The sequence below is a fragment of the Burkholderia sp. BCC1996 genome (genome assembly GCF_905339955.1).
Classification (GTDB): Bacteria; Pseudomonadota; Gammaproteobacteria; order Burkholderiales; family Burkholderiaceae; genus Burkholderia.
In genome coordinates this window covers 78269-100009 of the sequence record NZ_CAJPHM010000023.1, presented here as the reverse complement: position 1 = coordinate 100009, position 21741 = coordinate 78269, and the positions used below count along the sequence as shown (strand labels likewise).

At 66.4% G+C, this 21741-nt stretch carries 22 protein-coding genes and 1 pseudogene; 12 read left to right on the top strand and 11 right to left on the bottom strand.

Annotated elements, in window-relative coordinates; genetic code table 11:
• Nucleotides 1–204 precede the first annotated feature (204 nt).
• On the top strand, nucleotides 205–1227 hold the full coding sequence (locus tag U4Z64_RS28670) for an asparaginase (RefSeq protein ID WP_321821728.1): 1023 nt from the start codon (nucleotides 205–207) through the stop codon (nucleotides 1225–1227).
• Nucleotides 1228–1346: 119 nt separating this feature from the next.
• Here the strand turns inward: U4Z64_RS28670 and lysM are convergent, their stop codons facing one another.
• The 4 genes from lysM to gcl form a co-directional block, all read right to left on the bottom strand.
• On the bottom strand, nucleotides 1347–1817 hold the full coding sequence (gene lysM, locus U4Z64_RS28665; RefSeq protein WP_044843639.1) for a peptidoglycan-binding protein LysM: 471 nt from the start codon (nucleotides 1815–1817) through the stop codon (nucleotides 1347–1349).
• A gap of 460 nt (nucleotides 1818–2277) precedes the next feature.
• Nucleotides 2278–3171: a 2-hydroxy-3-oxopropionate reductase gene (locus tag U4Z64_RS28660; protein ID WP_124486267.1), complete on the bottom strand. Its 894-nt coding sequence runs from the start codon at nucleotides 3169–3171 to the stop codon at nucleotides 2278–2280.
• Nucleotides 3172–3212: 41 nt separating this feature from the next.
• Nucleotides 3213–4022, bottom strand: coding sequence for a hydroxypyruvate isomerase (gene hyi / locus U4Z64_RS28655; protein ID WP_011657073.1), 810 nt, complete (start codon nucleotides 4020–4022; stop codon nucleotides 3213–3215).
• Nucleotides 4023–4066: 44 nt separating this feature from the next.
• A complete protein-coding gene (gcl, locus tag U4Z64_RS28650; protein WP_044843636.1) occupies nucleotides 4067–5842 on the bottom strand; it encodes a glyoxylate carboligase in 1776 nt (591 codons plus the stop codon).
• 171 nt (nucleotides 5843–6013) lie between these two features.
• Between gcl and U4Z64_RS28645 the strand changes: the two genes are divergently transcribed.
• The 10 genes from U4Z64_RS28645 (at nucleotide 6014) to U4Z64_RS28600 (ending at nucleotide 13655) form a co-directional block, all read left to right on the top strand.
• A complete protein-coding gene (locus tag U4Z64_RS28645; RefSeq protein ID WP_321821727.1) occupies nucleotides 6014–6925 on the top strand; it encodes a LysR substrate-binding domain-containing protein in 912 nt (303 codons plus the stop codon).
• 162 nt (nucleotides 6926–7087) lie between these two features.
• Nucleotides 7088–7729 carry an RNA polymerase sigma factor gene (locus tag U4Z64_RS28640; protein ID WP_044843634.1) on the top strand — a complete coding sequence of 214 codons (642 nt, stop codon included), beginning with the start codon at nucleotides 7088–7090 and terminating at the stop codon, nucleotides 7727–7729.
• Nucleotides 7719–8627 (top strand): zf-HC2 domain-containing protein, encoded by a 909-nt coding sequence (locus U4Z64_RS28635; RefSeq protein WP_321821726.1) that lies wholly within the window; start codon nucleotides 7719–7721, stop codon nucleotides 8625–8627. Before U4Z64_RS28640 ends, U4Z64_RS28635 begins: the two co-directional genes overlap by 11 nt.
• A gap of 241 nt (nucleotides 8628–8868) precedes the next feature.
• Nucleotides 8869–9243 (top strand): 30S ribosomal protein S6, encoded by a 375-nt coding sequence (gene rpsF, locus U4Z64_RS28630; RefSeq protein WP_006755436.1) that lies wholly within the window; start codon nucleotides 8869–8871, stop codon nucleotides 9241–9243.
• A gap of 40 nt (nucleotides 9244–9283) precedes the next feature.
• The gene (gene priB, locus U4Z64_RS28625) at nucleotides 9284–9583 is read left to right on the top strand and encodes a primosomal replication protein N (RefSeq protein WP_031399239.1); all 300 of its coding nucleotides are present in this window, start codon (nucleotides 9284–9286) and stop codon (nucleotides 9581–9583) included.
• 4 nt (nucleotides 9584–9587) lie between these two features.
• On the top strand, nucleotides 9588–9863 hold the full coding sequence (gene rpsR, locus U4Z64_RS28620) for a 30S ribosomal protein S18 (RefSeq protein ID WP_004193360.1): 276 nt from the start codon (nucleotides 9588–9590) through the stop codon (nucleotides 9861–9863).
• 27 nt (nucleotides 9864–9890) lie between these two features.
• Nucleotides 9891–10343 carry a 50S ribosomal protein L9 gene (gene rplI / locus U4Z64_RS28615; RefSeq protein ID WP_059449913.1) on the top strand — a complete coding sequence of 151 codons (453 nt, stop codon included), beginning with the start codon at nucleotides 9891–9893 and terminating at the stop codon, nucleotides 10341–10343.
• A gap of 135 nt (nucleotides 10344–10478) precedes the next feature.
• Nucleotides 10479–11861, top strand: a complete 1383-nt coding sequence (locus U4Z64_RS28610) for a replicative DNA helicase (protein ID WP_044847233.1) — start codon at nucleotides 10479–10481, stop codon at nucleotides 11859–11861.
• A 146-nt stretch (nucleotides 11862–12007) separates the two neighbouring features.
• Entirely contained in the window at nucleotides 12008–12634 is a 627-nt protein-coding gene (locus U4Z64_RS28605) for a DUF47 domain-containing protein (RefSeq protein WP_044847234.1), read from the top strand.
• 10 nt (nucleotides 12635–12644) lie between these two features.
• Nucleotides 12645–13655, top strand: coding sequence for an inorganic phosphate transporter (locus U4Z64_RS28600; protein WP_044847235.1), 1011 nt, complete (start codon nucleotides 12645–12647; stop codon nucleotides 13653–13655).
• Between the two features lie 121 nt (nucleotides 13656–13776).
• Here the strand turns inward: U4Z64_RS28600 and U4Z64_RS28595 are convergent, their stop codons facing one another.
• Nucleotides 13777–14850, bottom strand: a complete 1074-nt coding sequence (locus tag U4Z64_RS28595) for a C40 family peptidase (RefSeq protein WP_321821725.1) — start codon at nucleotides 14848–14850, stop codon at nucleotides 13777–13779.
• Nucleotides 14851–15088: 238 nt separating this feature from the next.
• Nucleotides 15089–16909, bottom strand: a complete 1821-nt coding sequence (locus U4Z64_RS28590) for a PhoH family protein (protein ID WP_044847237.1) — start codon at nucleotides 16907–16909, stop codon at nucleotides 15089–15091.
• On the opposite strand from U4Z64_RS28590, the pseudogene U4Z64_RS28585 reads away from it, so the two are divergent.
• Nucleotides 16859–17052, top strand: a pseudogene (locus U4Z64_RS28585) (hypothetical protein). The gene U4Z64_RS28590 and the pseudogene U4Z64_RS28585 overlap by 51 nt on opposite strands.
• A gap of 192 nt (nucleotides 17053–17244) precedes the next feature.
• Here U4Z64_RS28585 and U4Z64_RS28580 read toward each other — a convergent pair.
• From U4Z64_RS28580 to U4Z64_RS28560, 5 genes are all read right to left on the bottom strand, one after another.
• Nucleotides 17245–17706, bottom strand: a complete 462-nt coding sequence (locus U4Z64_RS28580) for a peroxiredoxin (protein WP_006756046.1) — start codon at nucleotides 17704–17706, stop codon at nucleotides 17245–17247.
• Nucleotides 17707–17809: 103 nt separating this feature from the next.
• Complete coding sequence (locus U4Z64_RS28575) at nucleotides 17810–18706, bottom strand: polysaccharide deacetylase family protein (protein WP_124486273.1); 897 nt, start codon at nucleotides 18704–18706, stop codon at nucleotides 17810–17812.
• A 12-nt stretch (nucleotides 18707–18718) separates the two neighbouring features.
• Nucleotides 18719–19774, bottom strand: a complete 1056-nt coding sequence (locus U4Z64_RS28570; RefSeq protein ID WP_124486274.1) for a bifunctional UDP-4-keto-pentose/UDP-xylose synthase — start codon at nucleotides 19772–19774, stop codon at nucleotides 18719–18721.
• A complete protein-coding gene (locus tag U4Z64_RS28565; protein WP_321821724.1) occupies nucleotides 19771–20718 on the bottom strand; it encodes a formyltransferase in 948 nt (315 codons plus the stop codon). The genes U4Z64_RS28570 and U4Z64_RS28565 overlap by 4 nt, the downstream gene beginning before the upstream one ends.
• Nucleotides 20715–21737 (bottom strand): glycosyltransferase, encoded by a 1023-nt coding sequence (locus U4Z64_RS28560; protein WP_321821723.1) that lies wholly within the window; start codon nucleotides 21735–21737, stop codon nucleotides 20715–20717. Before U4Z64_RS28560 ends, U4Z64_RS28565 begins: the two co-directional genes overlap by 4 nt.
• Nucleotides 21738–21741: the final 4 nt, after the last annotated feature.

Below are 21741 nucleotides of genomic sequence, written 5' to 3'. Positions count from 1 at the left end.
AACGGGAACAGGGCCACATCACGCCGCGCGCTCCGATTATGGCAAATCAATGTGAAAACACCAAAACGGCATTCCTATAACGCGGCGGGCGACGTGGCCGTTGACGGCGTGCGTCCCGCGGCGATCGGGACTAACCATGATGCGCAGCGTCCGGTGCCGGTCGTATCTACCGGATGCCGGCCGCGAGCCATTACAATCGCGGCCATGAATACTCCGAACCCCGCATCCCCTTCGTCCGCGCCGGCCCTGCCGCGCATCGCCGTACTCGCCACCGGCGGCACGATCGCCGGCGCCGCGCCCGACGCCGCCAGCACGGCCGGCTATCAGGCCGGCGCGCTCGGCGTCAATTTCCTGCTCGACGCGGTGCCGGCGCTCGCGTCGGTCGCACGCATCGATGCCGAGCAGGTCGCCAGCATCGACAGCAAGGATCTCGCGCTGCCGCTGTGGAATACGCTCGCCGCGCGCATCGACGCGCTGATGGCCGATCCGGCGATCGACGGCATCGTGATCACCCACGGCACCGACACGCTCGAGGAAACCGCCTACGCGCTGCATCTGGTCGTGACCGGCGACAAGCCGGTCGTGCTGACGGCCGCGATGCGGCCGGCCACCGCGCTGTCGTCCGACGGCCCGCTGAACCTGCTGAACGCGGTGACCGTCGCCGCTCACCCGGCCGCGCGCGGGCAGGGCGTGCTCGTCGCGTTCAACAACCGGATCCACGGCGCACGCGACGTCGTGAAGACGAGCACCTACGCGGTCGATGCGTTCCAGTCGCCGGAACTGGGCGCGCTCGGCTGGGTGCAGGACGGCCGCGTCGAATTCGCGCGCCGCGTGACGCGCGCGCCCGATGCGCGACTGGCGATCGCCGCGGCGTGGCCGCCGGTCGAAGTCGTCGCGAGCTATGCGGGCGTGACGCGCACGGCCGTCGATGCGCTCGTCGCGGCCGGCGTGCGCGGCCTCGTCGTCGCGGGCACCGGCAACGGGTCGATCCATGCGACGCTGCAGGCGGCGCTCGCCGATGCGGTGAAGGCGGGCGTCGCCGTGGTGCGTGCGTCGCGCGTCGGCTCGGGGCACGTGATGCGCAACGGTGCTGCGAACGACGACGCGCTCGGTTTCGTGAGCGCCGGGTCGCTGAGCCCGTTCAAGGCACGCGTGCTGCTGATGCTCGCGCTCGCGAACGGGATTCACGAGCGCGACGCGCTGCAACGCGCATTCGACACGCTGTGACCGCTGGCCGCCGATCGATTCCAGAAAGACGAAACCCCACGCTCCGAAAAACGTGGGGTTCGTCAGCAGTCCGGGCAGGCCGTTGGCCTGCCTTTTTTGCGTCAGTGCCGCGCGAATGCTCAGGACTGCGGCGGAATCACGAGCTTCTGGCCCGGATAGATCCGGTCCGGGCTCGACAGCATCGGCTTGTTCGCCTCGAAGATCGCCGGGTACTTGTTCGCGTCGCCGTACACTTCCTTCGCGATCGCCGACAGCGTGTCGCCCGGCTTCACGTCGTGGTACTGAACTTCCTGATCGTCCGGCTGCAGGTCGTCGTCGTTGACGCCCGCGACGCCTTGCACGTTGCCGGCCGCGACCTTGACCTTCGCCTTCGTGTCGAGATCGGCGACGCTGCCCGACAGCGTGACGGTGCGCGACGCGCCGTCGAACGCGACGCTCAGGTTCGACGTGTCGAGACCTTGCGTGCCGATGTAGTTCTTGATCGCGTCGGCCGCGGTCTGGTTCGCGGCATTCGGATCTTCCGCTGCTTGCGCATCGGCGTGACCCAGCAGTTTTTCACCCGCCTCTTTGATAAACGAAAGAAGACCCATCGCTGCACTCCCTAGGTGGTTGAAAAGAAAACGCGCCGTGAAGTGGCGAAAAAAACACCGCGCTGGGCGCGCTCACCGGAGCGAGCGCCAAGCGCGGCGGTTTTCTCGAAAGGCGTGGCGAAAGTGTAGGCGTTCAGCGCGACGATTGCATGAAAAATCGCGCGCTTGAACGTAAAGAAATGTAATACGCGAAATCCGACAGGCGGACACCCGACGACGACGTCTGACCGACCAAGGCTTCCCCGGCGCCGCCGGGTGCCGCTGCGGACCCCACCACGCCGCTCTCAGCCCAGAGCGGCGTTTTTCGCCCCGTCGCGCACGCGTTTCGGCGATACGCGGCGGGGCGCCCCACCGTGATGCGCGCATCGTCGCGCATCGATGCGACCGGCCGTGACCGGATCGCGTGTATTCGTCGCGCGCGTTCCGCCGTTGCAGCGAAACGCGCGCCGTTGCGTCCGCGTTACGCGGCCGGCGTCTGGCCGATCTCGAAGTTCGACATGATCTCGAGCGCACGCACGAGTGCCGAGTGATCCCATGCCTTGCCGCCGTGCGAGGCGCACACGCTGAACAGCTGCTGCGCGCTCGCCGTGTGCGGCAGCGCGAGGCCGAGCTTGCGTGCGCCGTCGAGCGCGAGGTTCAGGTCCTTCTGGTGCAGCTCGATGCGGAAGCCCGGATCGAACGTGCGCTTGGTCATGCGCGCGCCGTGTACTTCGAGGATGCGCGAGGCGGCGAAGCCGCCCATCAGCGCCTGGCGCACGCGCTCCGGATCGGCGCCCGAGCGTGCGGCGAACAGCAGCGCTTCGCCGACCGCCTCGATGTTCAGCGCGACGATGATCTGGTTCGCGACCTTGCAGGTCTGGCCCGCGCCGTTCTCGCCGACGAGCGTGATGTTCTTGCCCATCTTCTCGAACAGCGGCTTCGCGCGTTCGAACGCCTTCTCCGGGCCGCCGACCATGATCGTCAGCGTCGCTTCGCGCGCGCCGACTTCGCCGCCGGACACCGGCGCGTCGAGGTAGTCGCAGCCGAGCGCGTTGATCTGCTTCGCGAATTCCTGCGTGTCGAGCGGCGAGATCGAGCTCATGTCGATCACGAGCTTGCCGGCGCTCAGGCCCTTCGCGACGCCGTCGTCCGCGAACAGCACGTTACGCACGTCGGGCGTGTCCGGCACCATCGAGATGATGATGTCGGCGTGCTGCGCGACTTCGGTCGAGTTCGCGACGACCTTCGCGCTCGCGCGCAGGTCGTCTGGAATCGGGAACGCACCGTTCACGACGAGCTGATGATCGCCCTTGAGCAGGTTGCGCGCCATGTGCGCGCCCATGATGCCGAGGCCGATGAAACCGATGGTTGCCATGTGAAAGTCTCCTATAGGGCTGAAAACGGGAAGAGCGGATCTCAGGCGGCGCGACGCGCCGAGCCCGGTGCGCAGCCGGCGACGCTTTGCAGCCAGCCGAGCCCTTCCGTCGTGGTGGTGCGGGGCTTGTATTCGCAGCCGACGTAGCCGGCATAGCCGAGCCGGTCGAGCAGCGCGAACAGGAACGCGTAGTTGATCTCGCCCGTGCCCGGCTCGTTGCGGCCCGGATTGTCCGCGAGCTGGACGTGGCCGATCGAGGCGAGGTTGCGTTCGATCGTCGCGGCCAGTTCGCCTTCCATGCGCTGCATGTGATAGATGTCGTACTGCAGGAACAGGTTGTCCGAGCCGACCGCGCGGATCACGTCGAGCCCTTCGGACGAGCGGTTCAGCGCGAAGCCCGGGATGTCGAAGCTGTTGCACGGCTCGACCAGCAGGCGGATGCCTTCGCGCTTCAGTGCGTCGGCGGCGAAGCGCAGGTTGTCGACGATCGTGACGAAGGTCTTGTCGCGCGCGGTGCTCGCCGACGGGATGCCGACGAGGCAGTTCAGTTGCGGCACCTTGAGCGCCTTCGCGTACTCGATCGCACGGCCGACACCTTCCTGGAACTCGCCGACACGATCGGGCAGGCACGCGATGCCGCGCTCGCCCTGGTCCCAGTTGCCGGCCGGCAGGTTGTGCAGCACGAGGCGCAGGCGGTGCGTCTCGAGCCGCTCGGCGAGTTCCTCTTTCGCGTACGGGTACGGGAACAGGAACTCGACGGCGTCGAAGCCCGCGTCCGCGGCCGCCTTGAAGCGGTCGAGGAACGGCACTTCGTTGAACAGCATGGTCAGGTTTGCAGCAAACTTCGGCATGAGCTAAGCCTCTTCGGTCGGTCAGTCAAAAAATGGCGTGCGGATCAGTCGAGCATCGAGATCGCGGTCGGTGCGTGCTCGGCCTTTTCGGCGAGTTCCTCGAATTCGTTGATCGCGTCGATTTCGGTGCCCATCGAGATGTTCGTCACGCGCTCGAGGATCACTTCGACGACCACCGGCACGCTGAATTCTTCCGCGAGCGTTTGCGCCTGGCGCAGCGCCGGCTCGATCTCTTCCGGCTTGAACACGCGCAGCGCCTTGCAGCCGAGGCCTTCGGCCACCGCCACGTGATCGACGCCATAGCCGTTCAGCTCCGGTGCGTTGACGTTGTCGAACGCGAGCTGCACGCAGTAGTCCATGTCGAACGCGCGCTGGGCCTGGCGGATCAGGCCGAGGTACGAGTTGTTCACGACGACGTGCACGTACGGCAGCTTGAATTGCGCGCCGGCGGCCAGTTCCTCGATCATGAACTGGAAGTCGTAGTCGCCCGACAGCGCGACGATCGGACGGCGCGGGTCGGCCGCACGCACGCCGAGCGCGGCGGGGATCGTCCAGCCGAGCGGGCCGGCCTGGCCGCAGTTGATCCAGTTGCGTGCCTTGAACACGTGCAGGAACTGCGCGGCGGCGATCTGCGACAGGCCGATCGTGCTGACGTAGCAGGTATCGCGGCCGAACACCTTGTTCATCTCTTCGTACACGCGCTGCGGCTTGACCGGCACGTTGTCGAAATGGGTCTTGCGCTGCAGCGTCCGCTTGCGTTCCTGGCACTCGGACACCCACGCGCTGCGGTCCTTCAGCTTGCCGGCTGCCTTCCATTCCTGCGCGACCGCGACGAACAGCTCGAGTGCGGCCTTCGCGTCGGACACGATGCCGAGATCCGGGCCGAACACGCGGCCGATCTGCGTCGGTTCGATGTCGACGTGCACGAACTTGCGGCCCTTCGTGTAGACCTCGACGCTGCCCGTGTGGCGGTTCGCCCAGCGGTTGCCGATGCCGAGCACGAAGTCGGACGCGAGCATCGTCGCGTTGCCGTAGCGATGCGACGTCTGCAGGCCGACCATGCCGGCCATCAGCGGGTGGTCGTCCGGAATCGCGCCCCACGACATCAGCGTCGGGATCACCGGCACGCCGATCGTTTCGGCGAATTGCACGAGCAGGTCTTCGGCCGCTGCGTTGAGCACGCCGCCGCCCGACACGATCAGCGGCTTGTCCGCGTCGTTGAGCATCGCGAGCGCCTTCTCGATCTGCGCGCGGGTCGCCGCGGGCTTGTAGACCGGCAGCGGTTCGTACGTGTCGATGTCGAACTCGATTTCGGCGAGCTGCACGTCGATCGGCAGGTCGACCAGCACCGGGCCCGGACGGCCCGAGCGCATCAGGTGGAACGCCTGCTGGAACACGCGTGGCACGAGCGCCGGCTCGCGCACGGTGACGGCCCACTTGGTGACGGGCTTCGCGATCGACTCGATGTCGACGGCCTGGAAGTCTTCCTTGTACAGGCGCGCACGCGGCGCCTGGCCCGTGATCGCGAGGATCGGAATCGAGTCGGCCGACGCGGAGTAGAGGCCGGTGATCATGTCGGTGCCGGCGGGGCCCGACGTGCCGATGCACACGCCGATGTTGCCCGGTGCGGCACGCGTGAAGCCTTCGGCCATGTGCGACGCGCCTTCGACGTGGCGCGCCAGCACGTGGCTGATGCCGCCCGACTTGCGCATCGCGGAATAGAACGGGTTGATTGCTGCGCCCGGCACGCCGAACGCGGTCTGGATGCCTTCCTTCTCGAGCACGAGTACGGCTGCGTCGACGGCTCTCATCTTGGCCATGAATGTCTCCTTGGATAGTTGGATCTTGCGAATCGGTCTGTTGGGAACACTTTAGGGACGCAAGAAAGGTTTGATAAGATCAGCCGAAGTCGCTTATTTCGAAACTAAAAGTATGGAATGACGGCCGGACGGGGCTTCCCGCCGGTGTCGGAGCCGGGACGGAGACGGGAAATGGATCGTTTCAAGCAGATCGAGACGTTCGTGCGGGTCGCGGACGCGGGCAGCCTCGCGGCGGCCGCGCTCGAGGAGGGCGTGTCGCCGGTGGTGCTCGGGCGGCGCATCGACGCGCTCGAGAAGCGCCTCGGCGTGAAGCTGATGTATCGCTCGACGCGCCGGCTGGTGGTCAGCGAGGAGGGCGCCGCGTTCCTCGAGCGCTGCCGCGGGCTGCTGTCCGAATGGGACCAGGCCGAGAACGAGCTGGCCGCCGGCCGGCGCGCGGTCAGCGGGCACCTGATCGTGTCCGCGCCGGCCGCGTTCGGCCGCAAGCACGTCGCGCCGCACGCTCCCGGTTTCCTCGTCGACAAGCCGGAAATGCAGCTGTCGTTCAACCTGACCGACCGCGTCGTGGATCTCGTGCGCGAAGGCTACGACCTGTCGATCCGGATCGGCGGCTCGGTCGATCCGAATTTCGTCGCGGTGAAGCTCGCGTCGAACCGGCGCGTCGTGTGCGGCACGCCCGCGTATTTCCGCAAGCACGGCCGGCCGAAGTCGCTCGACGACCTGCTGAAGCACAACTGTCTCGCGTTCAACCTGCAGGGCGGCCAGAACCGCGGCTGGTATTTCGAGCGCCACGGCAAGATCGTGACGATGCGGGTGGCCGGCAATCTCGACTGCAACGACGGCGAGCTGCTGCATCGCTGGGTCGCGGAAAGCCTCGGGCTCGGCTGGCGCTCGACCTGGGAAATCGCCGCGCAGCTCGAAACGGGCGAACTCGAAACCGTGCTCGACGAATTCGCGCTGCCGGACTACGACATCCTCGCGGTCTATCCGCAGCAGCGCTACGTGCCCGCGCGCGTGCGCTACTTCATCGACTACCTGCGCGAAGCGTATGCGCGCCCCGGCTACTGGAACAGCACGCCGTAACGGGCGCGGCGGTTTCCGGCATTTTTTTGCGCATCATCGGCTTCGTGCGGGAATAAACTCGACGCAGCGGCGGTAAGGTCATCGAGAGCGCCCGCTGCCGGTCTGTCCGGGCACCGGACGCGGAACGGGCGCGGCTTCGGCCGCCGGGACCAGGGAGGTCATGTGGGGCAAGCCGGACAGGCGGTCGACGAACGGGCGGAGGACGACGCGGTCGCGCGCGGCGAACGGTTTCGCGTGCTCGTGCTGCCGCATCTCGACGCCGCGTACAACCTCGCGCGCTGGCTGAGCGGCAATGCGGGCGACGCGGACGATGTCGTCCAGGACGCGTGCATGCGCGCGCTGCGTTTCGTCGACTCGTGCCGCGGCGACAACGCGCGGCCGTGGCTGCTGACGATCGTGCGCCACACCTGGTACACCGAGTGGCGCCGCCGCGCCCACGCGCACGAGGTCGCGCTGCCCGACACGCTCGACGACACGGAGGTGCCGGACGACTGGCAGCCGGCGACGGAGGATCCGCTCACGCACCTGTTGCGCGGCGAGAACGTTCGGCTGGTGAACGCGGCGCTCGCGAAGCTGCCGCCCGAATACCGCGAGGTGCTGGTGCTGCGCGAGATGGAGGATCTGAGCTATCGCGAGATCGCGGCGATCGCCGACGTACCGGTCGGCACCGTGATGTCGCGACTCGCGCGCGGCCGGCGTCGGCTCGCCGCGCTGCTGGCCGGCACGCAGGCGCCGGCACCCGAACCCGCGCCGGGACGTGCGTCGGCAAGCGGAACCGCATCGGAGGCGATCGATGGACTGTAACGAAGCGCGCGCATTGCTGGACGCGGACGTCGACCGCGAGCTGTCGGCGCCCGATGCGTTGCGCGTCCAGCGGCATGTCGAAGGCTGCGACGCGTGCCGCCGCGAACGCGAGCGGATCGTCGCGCTCGGGCGCGTCGTGCGGCAGGCCGATTATCACCGCGCGCCGGAGGCGCTGCGCGCGAGCATCCTCGCGGCGCTGCCGGCGGCGGCCGGCGCGAAAGCGCACGGCCAGGCCCGCGTGGAACCGGCGCCGGACGACGCGGCGGCGCGGCCGCGGGCCCAGCCTCGGCCGACCGGTCGCCGCTGGTTCGCGTGGCTGGGCGGGCGCGGCGCAGCGGCTCGCCCGGCGTCGGCCGGACCGGGGGCGGGCGTCGCCGCGCTGCCCGGGCTCGGCTGGGGCGTCGCGCTGCTGGTCGCGCTCGCGGCGGCGGCCGGGATGGCGCTGTCCGCCCGCCACGCCGCAACCGACCAGACGGTCGACGAACTGGTCGCGAGCCACGTGCGCGCCGGCCTGTCGGCGCGCGACATCGACGTGATCTCGACCGACCGGCATACGGTCAAGCCTTGGTTCAACGGCCGGCTCGACTATGCGCCGCCGGTCGAGGACCTGTCGGCGAGCGGCTTCCCGCTCGCGGGCGGCCGGCTCGACTACGTCGGGCGGCGCCGCGTCGCGGTGCTCGTGTACCGATACCGGCAGCACGTGATCGACGTGTACGTGCAGCCGGCAGGCGTCGGGCGGGAGGCCGCGCCGTACGCGACCGTGTCGCAGGGCTACGCGCTCGACCGCTGGGAGGCGGCCGGGATGACGTGGTGGGCCGTGACCGACGCCGAGCCGTCGGCGCTGGCCGCGTTCAGGACGGCGCTCGACGCGCGGCTGGGCGGGGCGCGCGTCGAGTGACGGCGGGCCGCGTCGCCGGCCCGCAGGCACGCGCCCGACACTCCGCCCCCATTTCCGAACGGTCGCGCCGACGGCGGCTTCAGCTGCCGGCGCCATTCAAGTCGTTGAAAACATGGCCGAATCCGGTCGGAAATCGTCGATCGGTATTGCACGCGCCCCGTATCCGGGTTAGAATCTTCGGCTTCTCACTTGCCACACCGGTTCAGACGCCCGGGTGGCTTTAATCCACAAGGAGTGTGTAATGCGTCATTACGAAATCGTATTCATCGTGCACCCCGATCAGAGCGAGCAAGTGCCCGCGATGATCGAGCGTTACAAGACCACGATCACGACGCACGGCGGCCAGATCCACCGTGTCGAAGACTGGGGCCGTCGCCAGCTGGCCTACATGATCGAGAAACTCGCGAAGGCTCACTACGTCTGCATGAACATCGAGTGCGACCAGACGACGCTCGACGAACTCGAACACGCGTTCAAGTTCAACGACGCCGTGCTGCGCCACCTCATCGTCAAGATGAAGAAGGCCGAGACCGGCCCGTCGCCGATGATGAAGGAAGTTCAGCGCGAAGAAGCCAAGAAGGCGGCTGCAGCTCAGCCGACCGAAGCGCAGGCTTAAGTTCGTCACTCATTAAGCCATCAAGGAGCGCGTCACTCACGTGAACAGGTTGCAATTGACGGCGAGCGTCGTCGAACGCGCACCGGTGCGATATACGCCGGCGGGTGTTCCGATCGCAAGCGCCACGTTGCATCACCGCACGGAAGTCGTCGAAGCAGGCATTCCCCGTCAGGTCGAAATGACGATCGAGGCGGTGGCGGCCGGTGAGGCGAGCGGCAAGCTGGAGCGTCGTGAAATGGGCGTCGAAACGCTGTTCACGGGCTTCCTGGCAAAGAAGAGCCGCAACGCGAGAACCTTGGTGTTTCACATCACTGCATTGCAGGACATAGGAAAGGACTGAAATCATGGCCCGCCCGACTGGTAAGAAATTCGACAAGCGTCGTCAGCAACAAAACCCGCTCTTCAAGCGCAAGAAGTTCTGCCGTTTCACGGCTGCCGGCGTCGAGCAGATCGACTACAAGGACACGGAAACGCTGAAGGACTTCATCGGCGAAAACGGCAAGATCACGCCGGCGCGTCTGACGGGTACGAAGGCGCACTATCAGCGTCAGCTCGACACGGCAATCAAGCGTGCGCGTTTCCTCGCGCTGCTGCCGTACACCGATCAGCACAAGGCGTAACTCGGCGACGCCATAAGGAGAATTCGAATGCAAATCATTCTGTTGGAAAAAGTCGCCAATCTGGGCAACCTGGGCGATATCGTCAAGGTCAAGGACGGTTACGCTCGCAACTTCCTGATCCCGAACCGCAAGGCTCGCCGTGCAACGAAGGAAGCGATCGCCGAATTCGAAGTTCGCCGCGCTGAACTCGAAAAGATCGCTGCTGAAAAGCTGGCAGCATCGCAGGCAGTCGGCGAGAAGCTGAACGGCCAGTCGTTCGAAATCACGCAGAAGTCGGGCGTCGACGGCCGTCTGTTCGGCTCGGTCACGAACGGCGACGTCGCGGAACTGCTGAAGAAGGCAGGTTTCGAAGTCGAGAAGCTGCAAGTTCGCATGCCGGAAGGCCCGCTGAAGATGATCGGCGAGCACGTCGTTCAGATCGCGCTGCACACGGACGTCGTCGTCGACGTCACGATCAACGTGATCGGCGACCACGCGTAAGCGTATGCAAGCTTTCCGGGCGGCTTCCGCCGTCCGGACAAGGGCAGGCGCCCGGGCAACCGGGGCCTGCCTTTTTTATTGCCCGATCGCCGGAGCGGTAGCGCTGCTGCGATCTATTCGCGATAATCCCAACCCATGAACGCGCCGCAAGATCCTCAAATCGAATCGCTGAAAGTCCCGCCGCATTCGGTCGAAGCCGAGCAGTCGGTACTCGGCGGCCTGTTGCTCGACAACGCGGCATGGGACCGGATTGCCGATTTCCTGTCGCAGGGCGACTTCTATCGCTACGACCACCGGATCATCTACGAGCACATCGGCCGGCTGATCGCGTCGACGCGCCCGGCCGACGTCGTGACCGTGTACGAAGCGCTGACCACGTCCGGCAAGGCCGACGACGTCGGCGGCCTCGCGTACCTGAACGCCCTCGCGCAGAACACGCCGAGCGCCGCGAACATTCGCCGCTACGCGGAAATCGTGCGCGACCGCGCGGTGCTGCGCCGGCTCGTGTCGGTCGCCGACGAAATCTCGGCCGACGCGTTCAATCCGCAGGGCAAGGAAGTTCGCCAGCTGCTCGACGAGGCCGAGTCGAAGGTGTTCTCGATCGCCGAAGAGGGCGCGCGCGGCAACCAGGGCTTCCTCGAGATCGGGCCGCTGCTCACGCAGGTCGTCGAGCGCATCGACACGCTGTATCACACCGCGAACCCGAGTGACGTCACGGGCACGCCGACGGGCTTCGTCGACCTCGACCGGATGACGTCCGGGATGCACGGCGGCGAACTGATCATCGTTGCCGGAAGACCGTCAATGGGAAAAACGGCCTTTTCCATGAACATCGGCGAATACGTCGCTGTCGAGTACGGGCTGCCGGTCGCGGTGTTCTCGATGGAAATGCCGGGCACCCAGCTCGTGATGCGTATGCTCGGCTCGATCGGGCGGCTCGACCAGCACCGGATGCGTACCGGCCGCCTGACGGACGAGGACTGGCCGAAGTTGACGCACGCGGTGCAGAAGATGAGCGAGGCGCAGCTCTTCATCGACGAGACGGGCGGCCTGAACCCGATGGAATTGCGCTCGCGCGCGCGGCGTCTCGCACGTCAGTGCGGCAAGCTCGGCCTGATCATCGTCGACTACCTGCAGCTGATGTCGGGTTCGTCGCAGGGCGAGAACCGTGCGACCGAAATTTCCGAAATCTCGCGATCGCTGAAGAGCCTGGCAAAGGAGCTGGACGTGCCGGTGATCGCGCTGTCGCAGCTGAACCGCGGGCTGGAGCAGCGTCCGAACAAGCGTCCGGTGATGTCGGATTTGCGTGAATCGGGCGCAATCGAACAGGATGCGGACGTGATCCTGTTCATCTACCGTGACGAGGTCTACAACCCGGACAGCCCGGACAAGGGCACGGCCGAAATCATCATCGGCAAGCAGCGTAACGGCCCGATCGGGCCCGTTCGGCTCACGTTTCTGGGTCAATACACGAAGTTCGACAACTTTGCGGGGGCGCAGAACTTCTACGGCGAGTAACACTTCTACGCCGGTTGTAAACCCTTATTTCGCCAAGCGTTGTATCCAATCCCGGCGCGCGCATATGCGCGCGTCGCGGCGCAACCGAAAACGGTACAATATCGCCCGTTTTCGTGACAGTCGTTTGACAATCTCTCAGGAATCCCATGTTCGGTCGATTCATGCCCACCGAGGGCAAGTTCTTTGAACTCTTCAACGCGCACGCGAAGCACATCGTTTCCGGTGGCCGCGAGCTCGAACTGCTGATCGACAATCTCGCCGACGCCGAGATTCACAAGCAAAACGTGCAGACCGCCGAGAAGGCCGCTGACAAGCTGACGCATGAAGCGATCGATCTGCTGCACAAGACCTTCATCACGCCGCTCGATCGCGACGAGATCCACAAGCTGATCACGACGATGGACGACATCCTCGACCTGATGGAAGACGTCGCGACGGCCGTGTCGCTGTACGACGTGCAGTCCGTCACGTCCGAGGCGAGCCAGCTCGCGCACATCGTCACGCAGTCGGCGCAGCACGTGCAGCAGGCCGTCGGGTTGCTGTCCGACATGAAGCAGTCGGCACAGATCCTCAAGCAGTGCGAGGAGATCGACCGCTGGGAGTCGGAGGCCGATCGCGTGCTGCGCGCGGCGATGTCGAAGCTGTTCCGCGAGGAAGACGACGTGAAGACGCTCATCAAGCTGAAGGCGATCTACGAACTGCTCGAAGAGATCACCGACAAGTGCGAGGACGTCGCGAACATCATCGAAGGCATCGTGCTGGAAAACGCCTGAGCGGACCACGATGCATTCGATACAACTCGCCCTATGGATGGTCGCGACGCTGGTGCTCGTCGCGCTCGTATTCGACTTCATGAACGGCTTCCACGACGCGGCGAACTCGATCGCCACCGTCGTGTCGACCGGGGTGCTGAAGCCCCAGCAAGCCGTGGTGTTCGCGGCCGCGTTCAACGTCATCGCGTATTTCATCTTTCACCTGAAAGTCGCCCAGACTGTCGGTAAAGGCACGATCGATCCCGAGATCGTCGACCACTATGTCGTGTTCGGCGCGCTGGTCGGTGCGATCGGCTGGAACGTGATCACGTGGTACTACGGGATTCCGTCGAGCTCGTCGCACGCGCTGATCGGCGGCCTCGTCGGCGCGGCGCTCGCGAAGTCGGGCTGGAGCTCGCTGAACATCGACGGTCTGCTGAAGACGATTGCGTTCATCTTCATTTCGCCGCTGCTCGGCTTCATCCTCGGCTCGCTGTTCATGCTCGGCGTGTCGTGGCTGTATTTCCGCACCGCGCCCAGCAAGGTCGACCGGCGCTTCCGGCGGCTCCAGCTGCTGTCGGCCGGCCTGTACAGCCTGGGCCACGGCGGCAACGACGCACAGAAGACGATCGGCATCATCTGGATGCTGCTGATCGCGTCGGGCTATGCGTCGGCGACGTCCGATGCGCCGCCCGCGTGGGTGATCGGCGCGTGCTACCTGTCGATGGGGCTCGGCACGCTGTTCGGCGGCTGGCGCATCGTGCGCACGATGGGCCAGAAGATCACGAAGCTCAAGCCGGTCGGCGGATTCTGTGCCGAAAGCGGCGGGGCGATCACGCTGTTCATCGCGTCGTTCCTCGGCATTCCGGTGTCGACCACGCACACGATCACCGGTGCGATCGTCGGCGTCGGCGCCACGCAGAAGCTGTCGGCCGTCCGCTGGGGCGTCGCCGGCAACATCGTCTGGGCGTGGGTGCTGACGCTGCCGGCGGCCGCGCTGTTCGCGGCCGGCGGATGGTGGCTCGGGCACCAGATCTTCTGATATCGACGCTGTCGGGTCGACACGCGCAATGCGCCGCACACCGAAAGGTTGCGGCGCATTTTCTTTGCGCGGTCGGGAAAGGGGCGGCGCACGGCGGGGCCACCGCCGGGGATGCGCCGGATCAGTAACTGCCGTTCGCGAAGCGGGCGATCGGATCGTCGGCGGTGGCGGTGCGCGGGCTGACCGGCGCGGATTGCGTCGAAGCGCGCAACACCTGCACGGGCTCGGTGTCGCGCAGCGACGGCGCGGCGGCCGCGGGCGGCGGTTCCGCGTCGAACGCGGCAGCCTGGGCGGCCGTCAGCGCGGTGGTCGGAATCTGCGTGCCGGTCTCGGTGGGGCCGGCCGGCCCCGGATTCGCCGTCGTAGCGGTCATGTCGCCATTCACGGACGTTGCCTGCTGCTGCGCGGTCAGCACGCGCGGCGGCGGTTCGTACGGATCGGCGGCGGGGGCGGTTGCCGCGGCCGTCGGGGCAACCGCCGCGGTCGAGACGACCGGAGCGGCTTGCGTGACCGCCGCGGGTGACGGCGCGACGCCCGCCTGAGACGCGGCATACGCAGAGGCAGGCCGCCGCGACGCGGCTGCCGCGACGACAGGCGCCGCCGCCGGCGCATCGCGCCGAGCCTCGTAGGTCGGCGCATCGAACGGCCCGGGCGCACCGCGCGGCGGCGCGACGCGGCGAATGCCGTCGAAGCGCTTGGCCCAGTACGGGTTCGTCAGGTAGTCGAGCCGCACGGTGCCACCGGTCGACGGCGCGTTGACGAAACGCAGCTTGCCGACATAGATGCCGACGTGCGAATGCGGGCGTCCGGTCGTATTGAAGAAGATCAGGTCGCCCGGCGCGACCTGGTCGGGGTCGATCGACACGCCGCGGCTGCTCATGTCGGCGGTCGTGCGCGGCAGGTCCACGTCGGCCGCGCGGCCGATCACGTAACGCACCAGGCCGCTGCAGTCGAAGCCGCTCGTCGGCGTGTTGCCGCCCCAGCGGTACGGCACGCCGACGAGGCTCATCGCCTGGATCGAGATCTCTTCCTGGCCGACGCTGTGGTCGACGAATTTCGGGAAATTGGCGGGTGCCGGGAAGGCGCGCGGCGTCGTGATCTTCATGCCGGAGGTGCGCGAGGCCGACTGCGGCGGCACGCTGGAGCAGGCCGCGAGCAGTGAAACGACGGCGACGGGAACCCAGATTCGAAGCATGACAAGGCGGACGAGCGCAGCGCGCTCGCGAATCGTATGACAACAGACAGACCCGATGGTAGACGTTCCGGCGGGGCTTAGGCAACCATTCCTGAGAATTTACTTGAAGTTTCGCGTGTAAGTGAGGTGGTTGCGTAACGCAGCATGACCAACGTTTCAGACCCCAAAAATGAAAACGGCGCTCCGGAAACCGGAGCGCCGCGTGGCGTCGGAGGCCGGCGGCAGCCGGCGTATCGCGTTACAGGATGTCCGACGCGTAGTCGGCGAGCCGCGAGCGTTCGCCGCGCGCGAGCGTCACGTGGCCGCTGTGGCCCCAGCCCTTGAAGCGGTCGACGACGTAGGTCAGGCCCGAGCTGCCTTCGGTCAGGTAAGGCGTGTCGATCTGCGCGATGTTGCCGAGGCACACGATTTTCGTGCCCGGGCCCGCGCGCGTCACGAGCGTCTTCATCTGTTTCGGCGTCAGGTTCTGCGCTTCGTCGATGATCAGGTACTTGTCGACGAACGTGCGGCCGCGCATGAAGTTCATGCTCTTCACCTTCAGGCGCGAACGGATCAGCTCCTGCGTCGCCGCACGGCCCCATTCGCCGGCTGCGTCGTCGGTTTTCTGCAGCACTTCGAGGTTGTCGTCGAATGCACCCATCCACGGCTGCATCTTCTCTTCCTCGGTGCCGGGCAGGAAACCGATGTCCTCGCCGACGGGCACGGTCGCGCGCGTCACGATGATCTCGTTGTAGCGCTTGTCGTCGAGCACCTGCGCGAGGCCGGCCGCGAGCGCGACGAGCGTCTTGCCGGTGCCGGCCTGGCCGAGCAGCGTGACGAAGTCGATCTCGGGGTTCATCAGCAGGTTCAGCGCGAAGTTCTGCTCGCGGTTGCGCGCGGTGATGCCCCACACGTTGTTCTTGTGATGGCTGTAGTCGCGCAGCGTCTGCAGCAGCGCCGTCTTGCCGTTCAGCTCGCGCACGATCGCGTGGAACGTCGGCTCGCCGTTCTGCGGCTCGAGATAGACGAACTCGTTGACGAGCATCGACCCGCAGAGCGGGCCCGTCACGCGATAGTACGTGGTGCCCGTCTTCGTGTCCTGCCAGCTCTCCATCCCCTTCGCGTGTTTCGTCCAGAAGTCCTGCGGCAATTCGCGCACGCCGCTATAGAGGAGATCCTTGTCCTCGAGGACCTGGTCGTTGAAGTAGTCTTCCGCGGGCAGGCCGAGCGCATGCGCCTTGATGCGCATGTTGATGTCTTTCGACACCAGCACGACCTGGCGGTCCGGCCGGTCGCGCTGCAGCGCGCGCACGACGCCGAGGATCTGGTTGTCGGCCTTGCCTGCGGGCAGGCCTTCGACCGGCGCGATGTCCGCGAGCCTGGTCTGGAAGTAGAGGCGGCCGAGCGCCTCGCGGCTGCCGAGACGCGACAGCGGAATGCCGTCGGAGATCGGGCCGCCGTCGGCGACCAGCGCGTCGAGCGTGCGGCTCACCTGGCGCGCGTTGCGCGCGACTTCGGACATCCCCTTCTTGTGGTTGTCGAGTTCCTCGAGCGTCATCATCGGCAGATAGACGTCGTGTTCCTCGAAGCGGAAGAGGCTGCTCGGGTCGTGCATCAGCACGTTCGTGTCGAGCACGAACAGCTTCTGCAATTCGGCTTCGGCCGGCTTGCGGCTGCGCGACTTCGTCGCGGCGCCGGCATCGCGTGCGCTCGCGGTGGTCGGCTTGCCGGCCGCGGGCTTGTCGTTGCGTGCGACGACCGGCGCGGCAGGGGCGGCGGGGGCCGCCGGTTCGACCGGTGCCGGCATCGGCTGCAGCAGCGCGGCCGTCTGTCTGGTCTTGCGACCACGGGCGGGCGTGCCAGCGGCTTCTTGCGTCGACGCCGCGACGGCGCGCAGCGGCGCGGCCGTGTTCGCGGCTTCGGTCATCGGTTGGGCCACGCTGGCCGGGCCATATTCTCCGGCTGTGGAGGCGTCCCCTTCGGCGGATTTCTTCGCGGCTTTCGCGGGCCGCGCTTTCGCCTTGTATTCATCGGGCGGCAGCAGGCTGCCGAGCTTGCTGGGGGCAGTAGGCAAAGGCATGGTGTCCCTCGGGAGGAATCGTGTCGCATGGCGTGCGCCGCTGATCGCATCCTGCGTGACGTGGAAGGTGCATGCAGTTTGCGCGCGGTGGCGCACAGGAAATTCGTCTAGCCGGTTCGCCTAAGTGTCGATCAGCTCCTTGACGGGGTGAGGGGCCGGACCGAGAGCCGGCGCGCAGTCCATAAAAAAAGCCGCTGCCCCGTGGACCGGGACATGCGGCTGGCTGATACCGTCGTGATGCGCGTCAGGTGCCGGAAAGCATCGCAACGGGCACCGGCGCAGCTACGAGAAATATGGAGCGAACTGGCATTCATTGCGGCCCAATATAACGCGCCTCAAAGCGCTTGTACAGCACTTAGCACGTCGTCCACGTGACCGGGTACCTTGATGCCGCGCCATGCCTGGCGAAGCACACCGTCGGCGTCGATCAGGAACGTCGAACGCTCGATTCCGCGCACTTCCTTGCCATACATTTTCTTCATCTTGATGACATCGAACAGCGCGCACAGCGCTTCGTCGGCATCGGAAATCAGCGGGAACGGCAGTTCGAGCTTCGCCTTGAAATTGTCATGCGAGCGCAGGCTGTCGCGCGACACGCCGATCACTTCGGCGCCGGCCTTCTTGAACTTCGGATAGAGATCGCGGAACTGCAGGCCTTCGGTGGTGCAGCCCGGCGTGTTGTCCTTCGGATAGAAATACAGGACGAGCTTCTTGCCCTTGAGGTCGGACAGCGAAATGTCGCCGCCCGTCGCCGGTGCGGTGAAATCGGGAACTTGACGGTCAACTTCGACGGACACGTGTTTCTCCTGTTGTTATGGAAAGGCGCCGCTCGGGCGGCGCGGTTCGGCGGGGCGTCGCGGCGGCACGCCGCAAGGGCAGGCGGCGCGGGCGCGCGCGAACTCAGTCGGGCTGGACGATCAGCTCGCCGGAGCGGCCGGGAATCTCGCCCCACGTGACAGGGTACGATGGCAGCGAGTCGCGGTCCAGCGTCGCGTGGTAGTCGCCCATCGTCGCAAACGTATGGCCCTGTGCGCGCCAGCCGGCGAGCAGCTGCTCGAATACCGGCGCGAGCTTCTGGCCTTCCAGTTCCGCATGCAGCGTGAACACCTGGTCGTGCGGATTGGTTTCCGTGAACTTCAGGATGTGCGCGGCGACGTTGTGCGTGTCGATGCCGTCGATGCCGAGCACTTCGTCGAGGGTCGGCAGCGTGGTCGGCATCTGCACGTGCGACAGCGTGCGGCCGCCGACCACGGGCAGGTACGGCGAATGGCCGCGACCGTCGGATGCGTAGCGCATCCCCCACGCGTCGATCTGCTCGAACGCCGCGTCGTTCATCTGCCAGCCGGCCGCGCCGTGCGTTGCGGGCGGCGCGCCGAAGACGTCGACGAAGCGCGCGTGGCTCTTCTGCATTTCACGCGCGGTCCAGTCGCGATCGCGCACGCGCACGTTGTCCTGCCAGTACACGTGATCCCACGTATGGATCCCGCATTCGAAGCCGGCCTCGTGGATCGCGCGCATGTCGGCGATCGCGCGGCGGCCGATGTCGGGGCCCGGCAGCAGCACGCCGTACATCAGCTGCTTCACGCCGTAGTGCTCGACCACCGACGTGCGCGACACCTTCTTCAGGAAGCCGGGGCGGAACACGCGCCGCAGCGCCCAGCCCGTGTGATCGGGCCCGAGGCTGAAGAGGAAGGTCGCGCGCGCGCTGAAGCGGTCGAAGATGCGCGCGAGGTTCGGCACGCCTTCGCGCGTGCCGCGCAGCGTGTCGACGTCGATCTTGAGGACGATACGAGCCAAGCGAGCGTCCCGTCAGTTCTGCTGCTCGACCAGCGCGCGCGCATCGGCGACATGGCCGCGATACGCTTCGAAGATCTTGCGCAGCGCGTCGTCGAACGTCGATTGCGGCGCCCAGGCGAGCTCCTGCATCGTGTTGTCGATCTTCGGCACGCGGTTCTGCACGTCCTGGTAGCCATTGCCGTAGTAGGCGCCCGACGTCGTTTCGACGAGTTGCACCTGCTTCGCGGAGCCGGCGTATTCCGGGTATTCGGCGGCCAGTTCGAGCATCTTGTGCGCGAGTTCGCGAACCGAGAAATTATTCTTCGGATTCCCGATGTTGTAGATCTTGCCCGACGCGACGCCGTTCTTGTTGTCGATGATCTTCATCAGCGCGCTGATGCCGTCGTCGATGTCGGTGAACGCGCGCTTCTGCGAGCCGCCGTCGACGAGGCTGATGTTCTCGCCGCGCACGATGTGGCCGAGGAACTGCGTGACGACGCGCGAGCTGCCTTCCTTCGGCGTGTAGATCGAGTCGAGGCCCGGGCCGATCCAGTTGAACGGACGGAACAGCGTGAAGTTCAGGCCTTCCATCCCGTAGCCCCAGATCACGCGGTCCATCAGCTGCTTCGAGCAGGCGTAGATCCAGCGCGGCTTGTTGATCGGGCCGTAGGTGAGCGCCGATGCATCCGGGTCGAACTGCTCGTCCGAGCACATGCCGTAGACCTCGGAGGTCGACGGGAACACGAGGTGCTTGCCGTACTTGACGGCCGAACGCACGATCGGCAGGTTCGCCTCGAAGTCGAGCTCGAACACGCGCAGCGGCTGCTGGACGTAGGTCGCGGGCGTCGCGATCGCGACGAGCGGCAGGATCACGTCGCACTTCTTCACGTGATACTCGACCCACTCCTTGTTGATCGTGATGTCGCCTTCGAAGAAGTGCATCCGCTCGTGGTTGACGAGGTCGCCCAGCCGATCGGTCTGCATGTCCATGCCGAACACTTCCCAATCGGTGGTTTCAAGAATGCGCTTCGACAGGTGATGGCCGATGAAGCCGTTCACACCCAGGATCAGGACTTTTTTTGCTTTCATGAATGACGGGAAGAATGAATGAACTGCGCGAATTCCGCGGGCGTCACGACGGTTTCGCTGCCGTCGCGCTGCTGCCACAGCTCGAGAATGGATAGGGCGCGGCTGTCGCCGCAGACGCCGAATAGCGCATTATCGCTTACGTGCAGGCCGGGCGGCAAATCCGCTGCGGCCACGGCGGCGGCGCTGCCGGGCGCCGCGAGGCGCGCGCGGGCGATCACGAAACGCGTGCCGGCGACGTCGGTGAACGCGCCCGGATACGGGGGCGCGACCGCGCGTACCAGGTTGTAGACCTGCGCGGCCGGCTTCGACCAGTCGACGCGGCCGTCCTCCGGCTTGCGCCCGCCGTAGTAGCTGCCGTTCGCGAGATCGTTCGGCAGGTGCGGCGCCTCGCCCGCGAGCAGCGCGGGCAGCACGCGCCAGAGCGTCTGCTCGGCGGCGACCGTCACCTTGTCGAACACCTGCGCGGCCGTGTCGTCCGGCAGGATCGGCACGGCGGTCTGGCCGATGATCGCGCCCGCATCGGGCTTCGCGGCCATCTCGTGCAGCGTCGCGCCGGTTTCCGTTTCGCCGTTCAGCACGGCCCAGTTGGTCGGAACCCGACCCCGGTATTTCGGCAGCAGCGAACCATGCATGTTGTACGCGCCGCGCGGCGCGATCGCGAGCAGGTCCACCGGCAGCATGTGGCGGTAGTAGAACGAGAAGATGAACTCGGGCCGCGCGTCGGATACCGCGCGGCGCAGTGCCGGATCGGCGGGGTCGGCCGGCGTGACGACCGGGATCCCGTGCTCGGCGGCCACCGATGCGACGCTGCCGAACCAGATGTTCTCGTTCGGGTTGTCCTCGTGCGTGACGACGAGCGCGACGTCGACGCCGCGTGCCAGCAGCACCTGCAGGCAGCGCACGCCGACGTTGTGATACGCGAAGACGACGGCGCGCGGCTTCATTGCGACGTCTCCGTCCGGCTCGCGGGGGCCGGCACCGCCGGCATGCCGTCGTGCTGTTCGAGCACGGCCTGGATCAGGTAGCGCGGCCGTGCACGCACCTGCTGGTAGATGCGGCCGACGTATTCGCCGAGCAGGCCGAGCGCGAAGATGATCACGCCGAGCAGGAAGAACGTGATCGCGAACAGCGTGAACACGCCTTGCACTTCCGCGCCGACGATGAAGCGGCGCACGAGCAGCAGCACGAACAGCGCGGCGGAGCCGAGCGACAGGATCACGCCGATGAACGACAGCCACTGCAGCGGCACGACCGAGAAGCCCGTCACGAGGTCGAAGTTCAGCCGGATCAGGCTGTACAGCGAGTACTTCGACTCGCCCGCGAAGCGTTCCTCGTGCGCGACCTCGATTTCGGTCGGTTTCTGCGCGAACGTGTAGGCCAGCGCGGGGATGAACGTGTTGACTTCGCCGCACACGTTGATCGTGTCGATGATGCGGCGGCTGTACGCGCGCAGCATGCAGCCCTGGTCGGTCATCTTGATCCGGGTGATGCGCTCGCGCAGCCGGTTCATCATCTGCGACGCCTTGCGGCGCCACAGGCTGTCCTGACGCTGCTTGCGGATCGAGCCGACGTAGTCGTAGCCTTCGCGCATCTTCGCGATCAGCTTGCCGATTTCCTCGGGCGGGTTCTGCAGGTCGGCGTCGAGCGTGATGACGATCTCGCCGCGCGACTGCGCGAAGCCGGCGAGGATCGCCATGTGCTGGCCGTAGTTGCCGTTGAGCAGCACGACACGCGTCGTGTCGGGGCGCACGTGGAACTGGTCCGCCAGCATCGCGGCCGAGCGGTCGCGGCTGCCGTCGTTGATCAGGATCACTTCGTACGACGTGCCGAGTGCGTCGAGTGCCGGGTAGAGCCGCGCGAACAGCGCGGCCAGGCCGTCTTCCTCGTTGTACACGGGGATGATGACCGATACCTCCGGGTTCGCGGCCCCCGGATGCCCGGCGCGTGCTTCAAGGTGATTCATGTAC

What these genes read in the sequence shown, in the direction of transcription:
- U4Z64_RS28670 (WP_321821728.1), top strand. Translation starts at nt 205, where the DNA reads ATGAATACTCCGAACCCCGCATCCCCTTCGTCCGCGCCGGCCCTGCCG.
- lysM (WP_044843639.1), bottom strand. Translation starts at nt 1,817, where the DNA reads ATGGGTCTTCTTTCGTTTATCAAAGAGGCGGGTGAAAAACTGCTGGGT.
- U4Z64_RS28660 (WP_124486267.1), bottom strand. Translation starts at nt 3,171, where the DNA reads ATGGCAACCATCGGTTTCATCGGCCTCGGCATCATGGGCGCGCACATG.
- hyi (WP_011657073.1), bottom strand. Translation starts at nt 4,022, where the DNA reads ATGCCGAAGTTTGCTGCAAACCTGACCATGCTGTTCAACGAAGTGCCG.
- gcl (WP_044843636.1), bottom strand. Translation starts at nt 5,842, where the DNA reads ATGGCCAAGATGAGAGCCGTCGACGCAGCCGTACTCGTGCTCGAGAAG.
- U4Z64_RS28645 (WP_321821727.1), top strand. Translation starts at nt 6,014, where the DNA reads ATGGATCGTTTCAAGCAGATCGAGACGTTCGTGCGGGTCGCGGACGCG.
- U4Z64_RS28635 (WP_321821726.1), top strand. Translation starts at nt 7,719, where the DNA reads ATGGACTGTAACGAAGCGCGCGCATTGCTGGACGCGGACGTCGACCGC.
- rpsF (WP_006755436.1), top strand. Translation starts at nt 8,869, where the DNA reads ATGCGTCATTACGAAATCGTATTCATCGTGCACCCCGATCAGAGCGAG.
- rpsR (WP_004193360.1), top strand. Translation starts at nt 9,588, where the DNA reads ATGGCCCGCCCGACTGGTAAGAAATTCGACAAGCGTCGTCAGCAACAA.
- rplI (WP_059449913.1), top strand. Translation starts at nt 9,891, where the DNA reads ATGCAAATCATTCTGTTGGAAAAAGTCGCCAATCTGGGCAACCTGGGC.
- U4Z64_RS28610 (WP_044847233.1), top strand. Translation starts at nt 10,479, where the DNA reads ATGAACGCGCCGCAAGATCCTCAAATCGAATCGCTGAAAGTCCCGCCG.
- U4Z64_RS28605 (WP_044847234.1), top strand. Translation starts at nt 12,008, where the DNA reads ATGTTCGGTCGATTCATGCCCACCGAGGGCAAGTTCTTTGAACTCTTC.
- U4Z64_RS28600 (WP_044847235.1), top strand. Translation starts at nt 12,645, where the DNA reads ATGCATTCGATACAACTCGCCCTATGGATGGTCGCGACGCTGGTGCTC.
- U4Z64_RS28595 (WP_321821725.1), bottom strand. Translation starts at nt 14,850, where the DNA reads ATGCTTCGAATCTGGGTTCCCGTCGCCGTCGTTTCACTGCTCGCGGCC.
- U4Z64_RS28590 (WP_044847237.1), bottom strand. Translation starts at nt 16,909, where the DNA reads ATGCCTTTGCCTACTGCCCCCAGCAAGCTCGGCAGCCTGCTGCCGCCC.
- U4Z64_RS28570 (WP_124486274.1), bottom strand. Translation starts at nt 19,774, where the DNA reads ATGAAAGCAAAAAAAGTCCTGATCCTGGGTGTGAACGGCTTCATCGGC.
- U4Z64_RS28565 (WP_321821724.1), bottom strand. Translation starts at nt 20,718, where the DNA reads ATGAAGCCGCGCGCCGTCGTCTTCGCGTATCACAACGTCGGCGTGCGC.
- U4Z64_RS28560 (WP_321821723.1), bottom strand. Translation starts at nt 21,737, where the DNA reads ATGAATCACCTTGAAGCACGCGCCGGGCATCCGGGGGCCGCGAACCCG.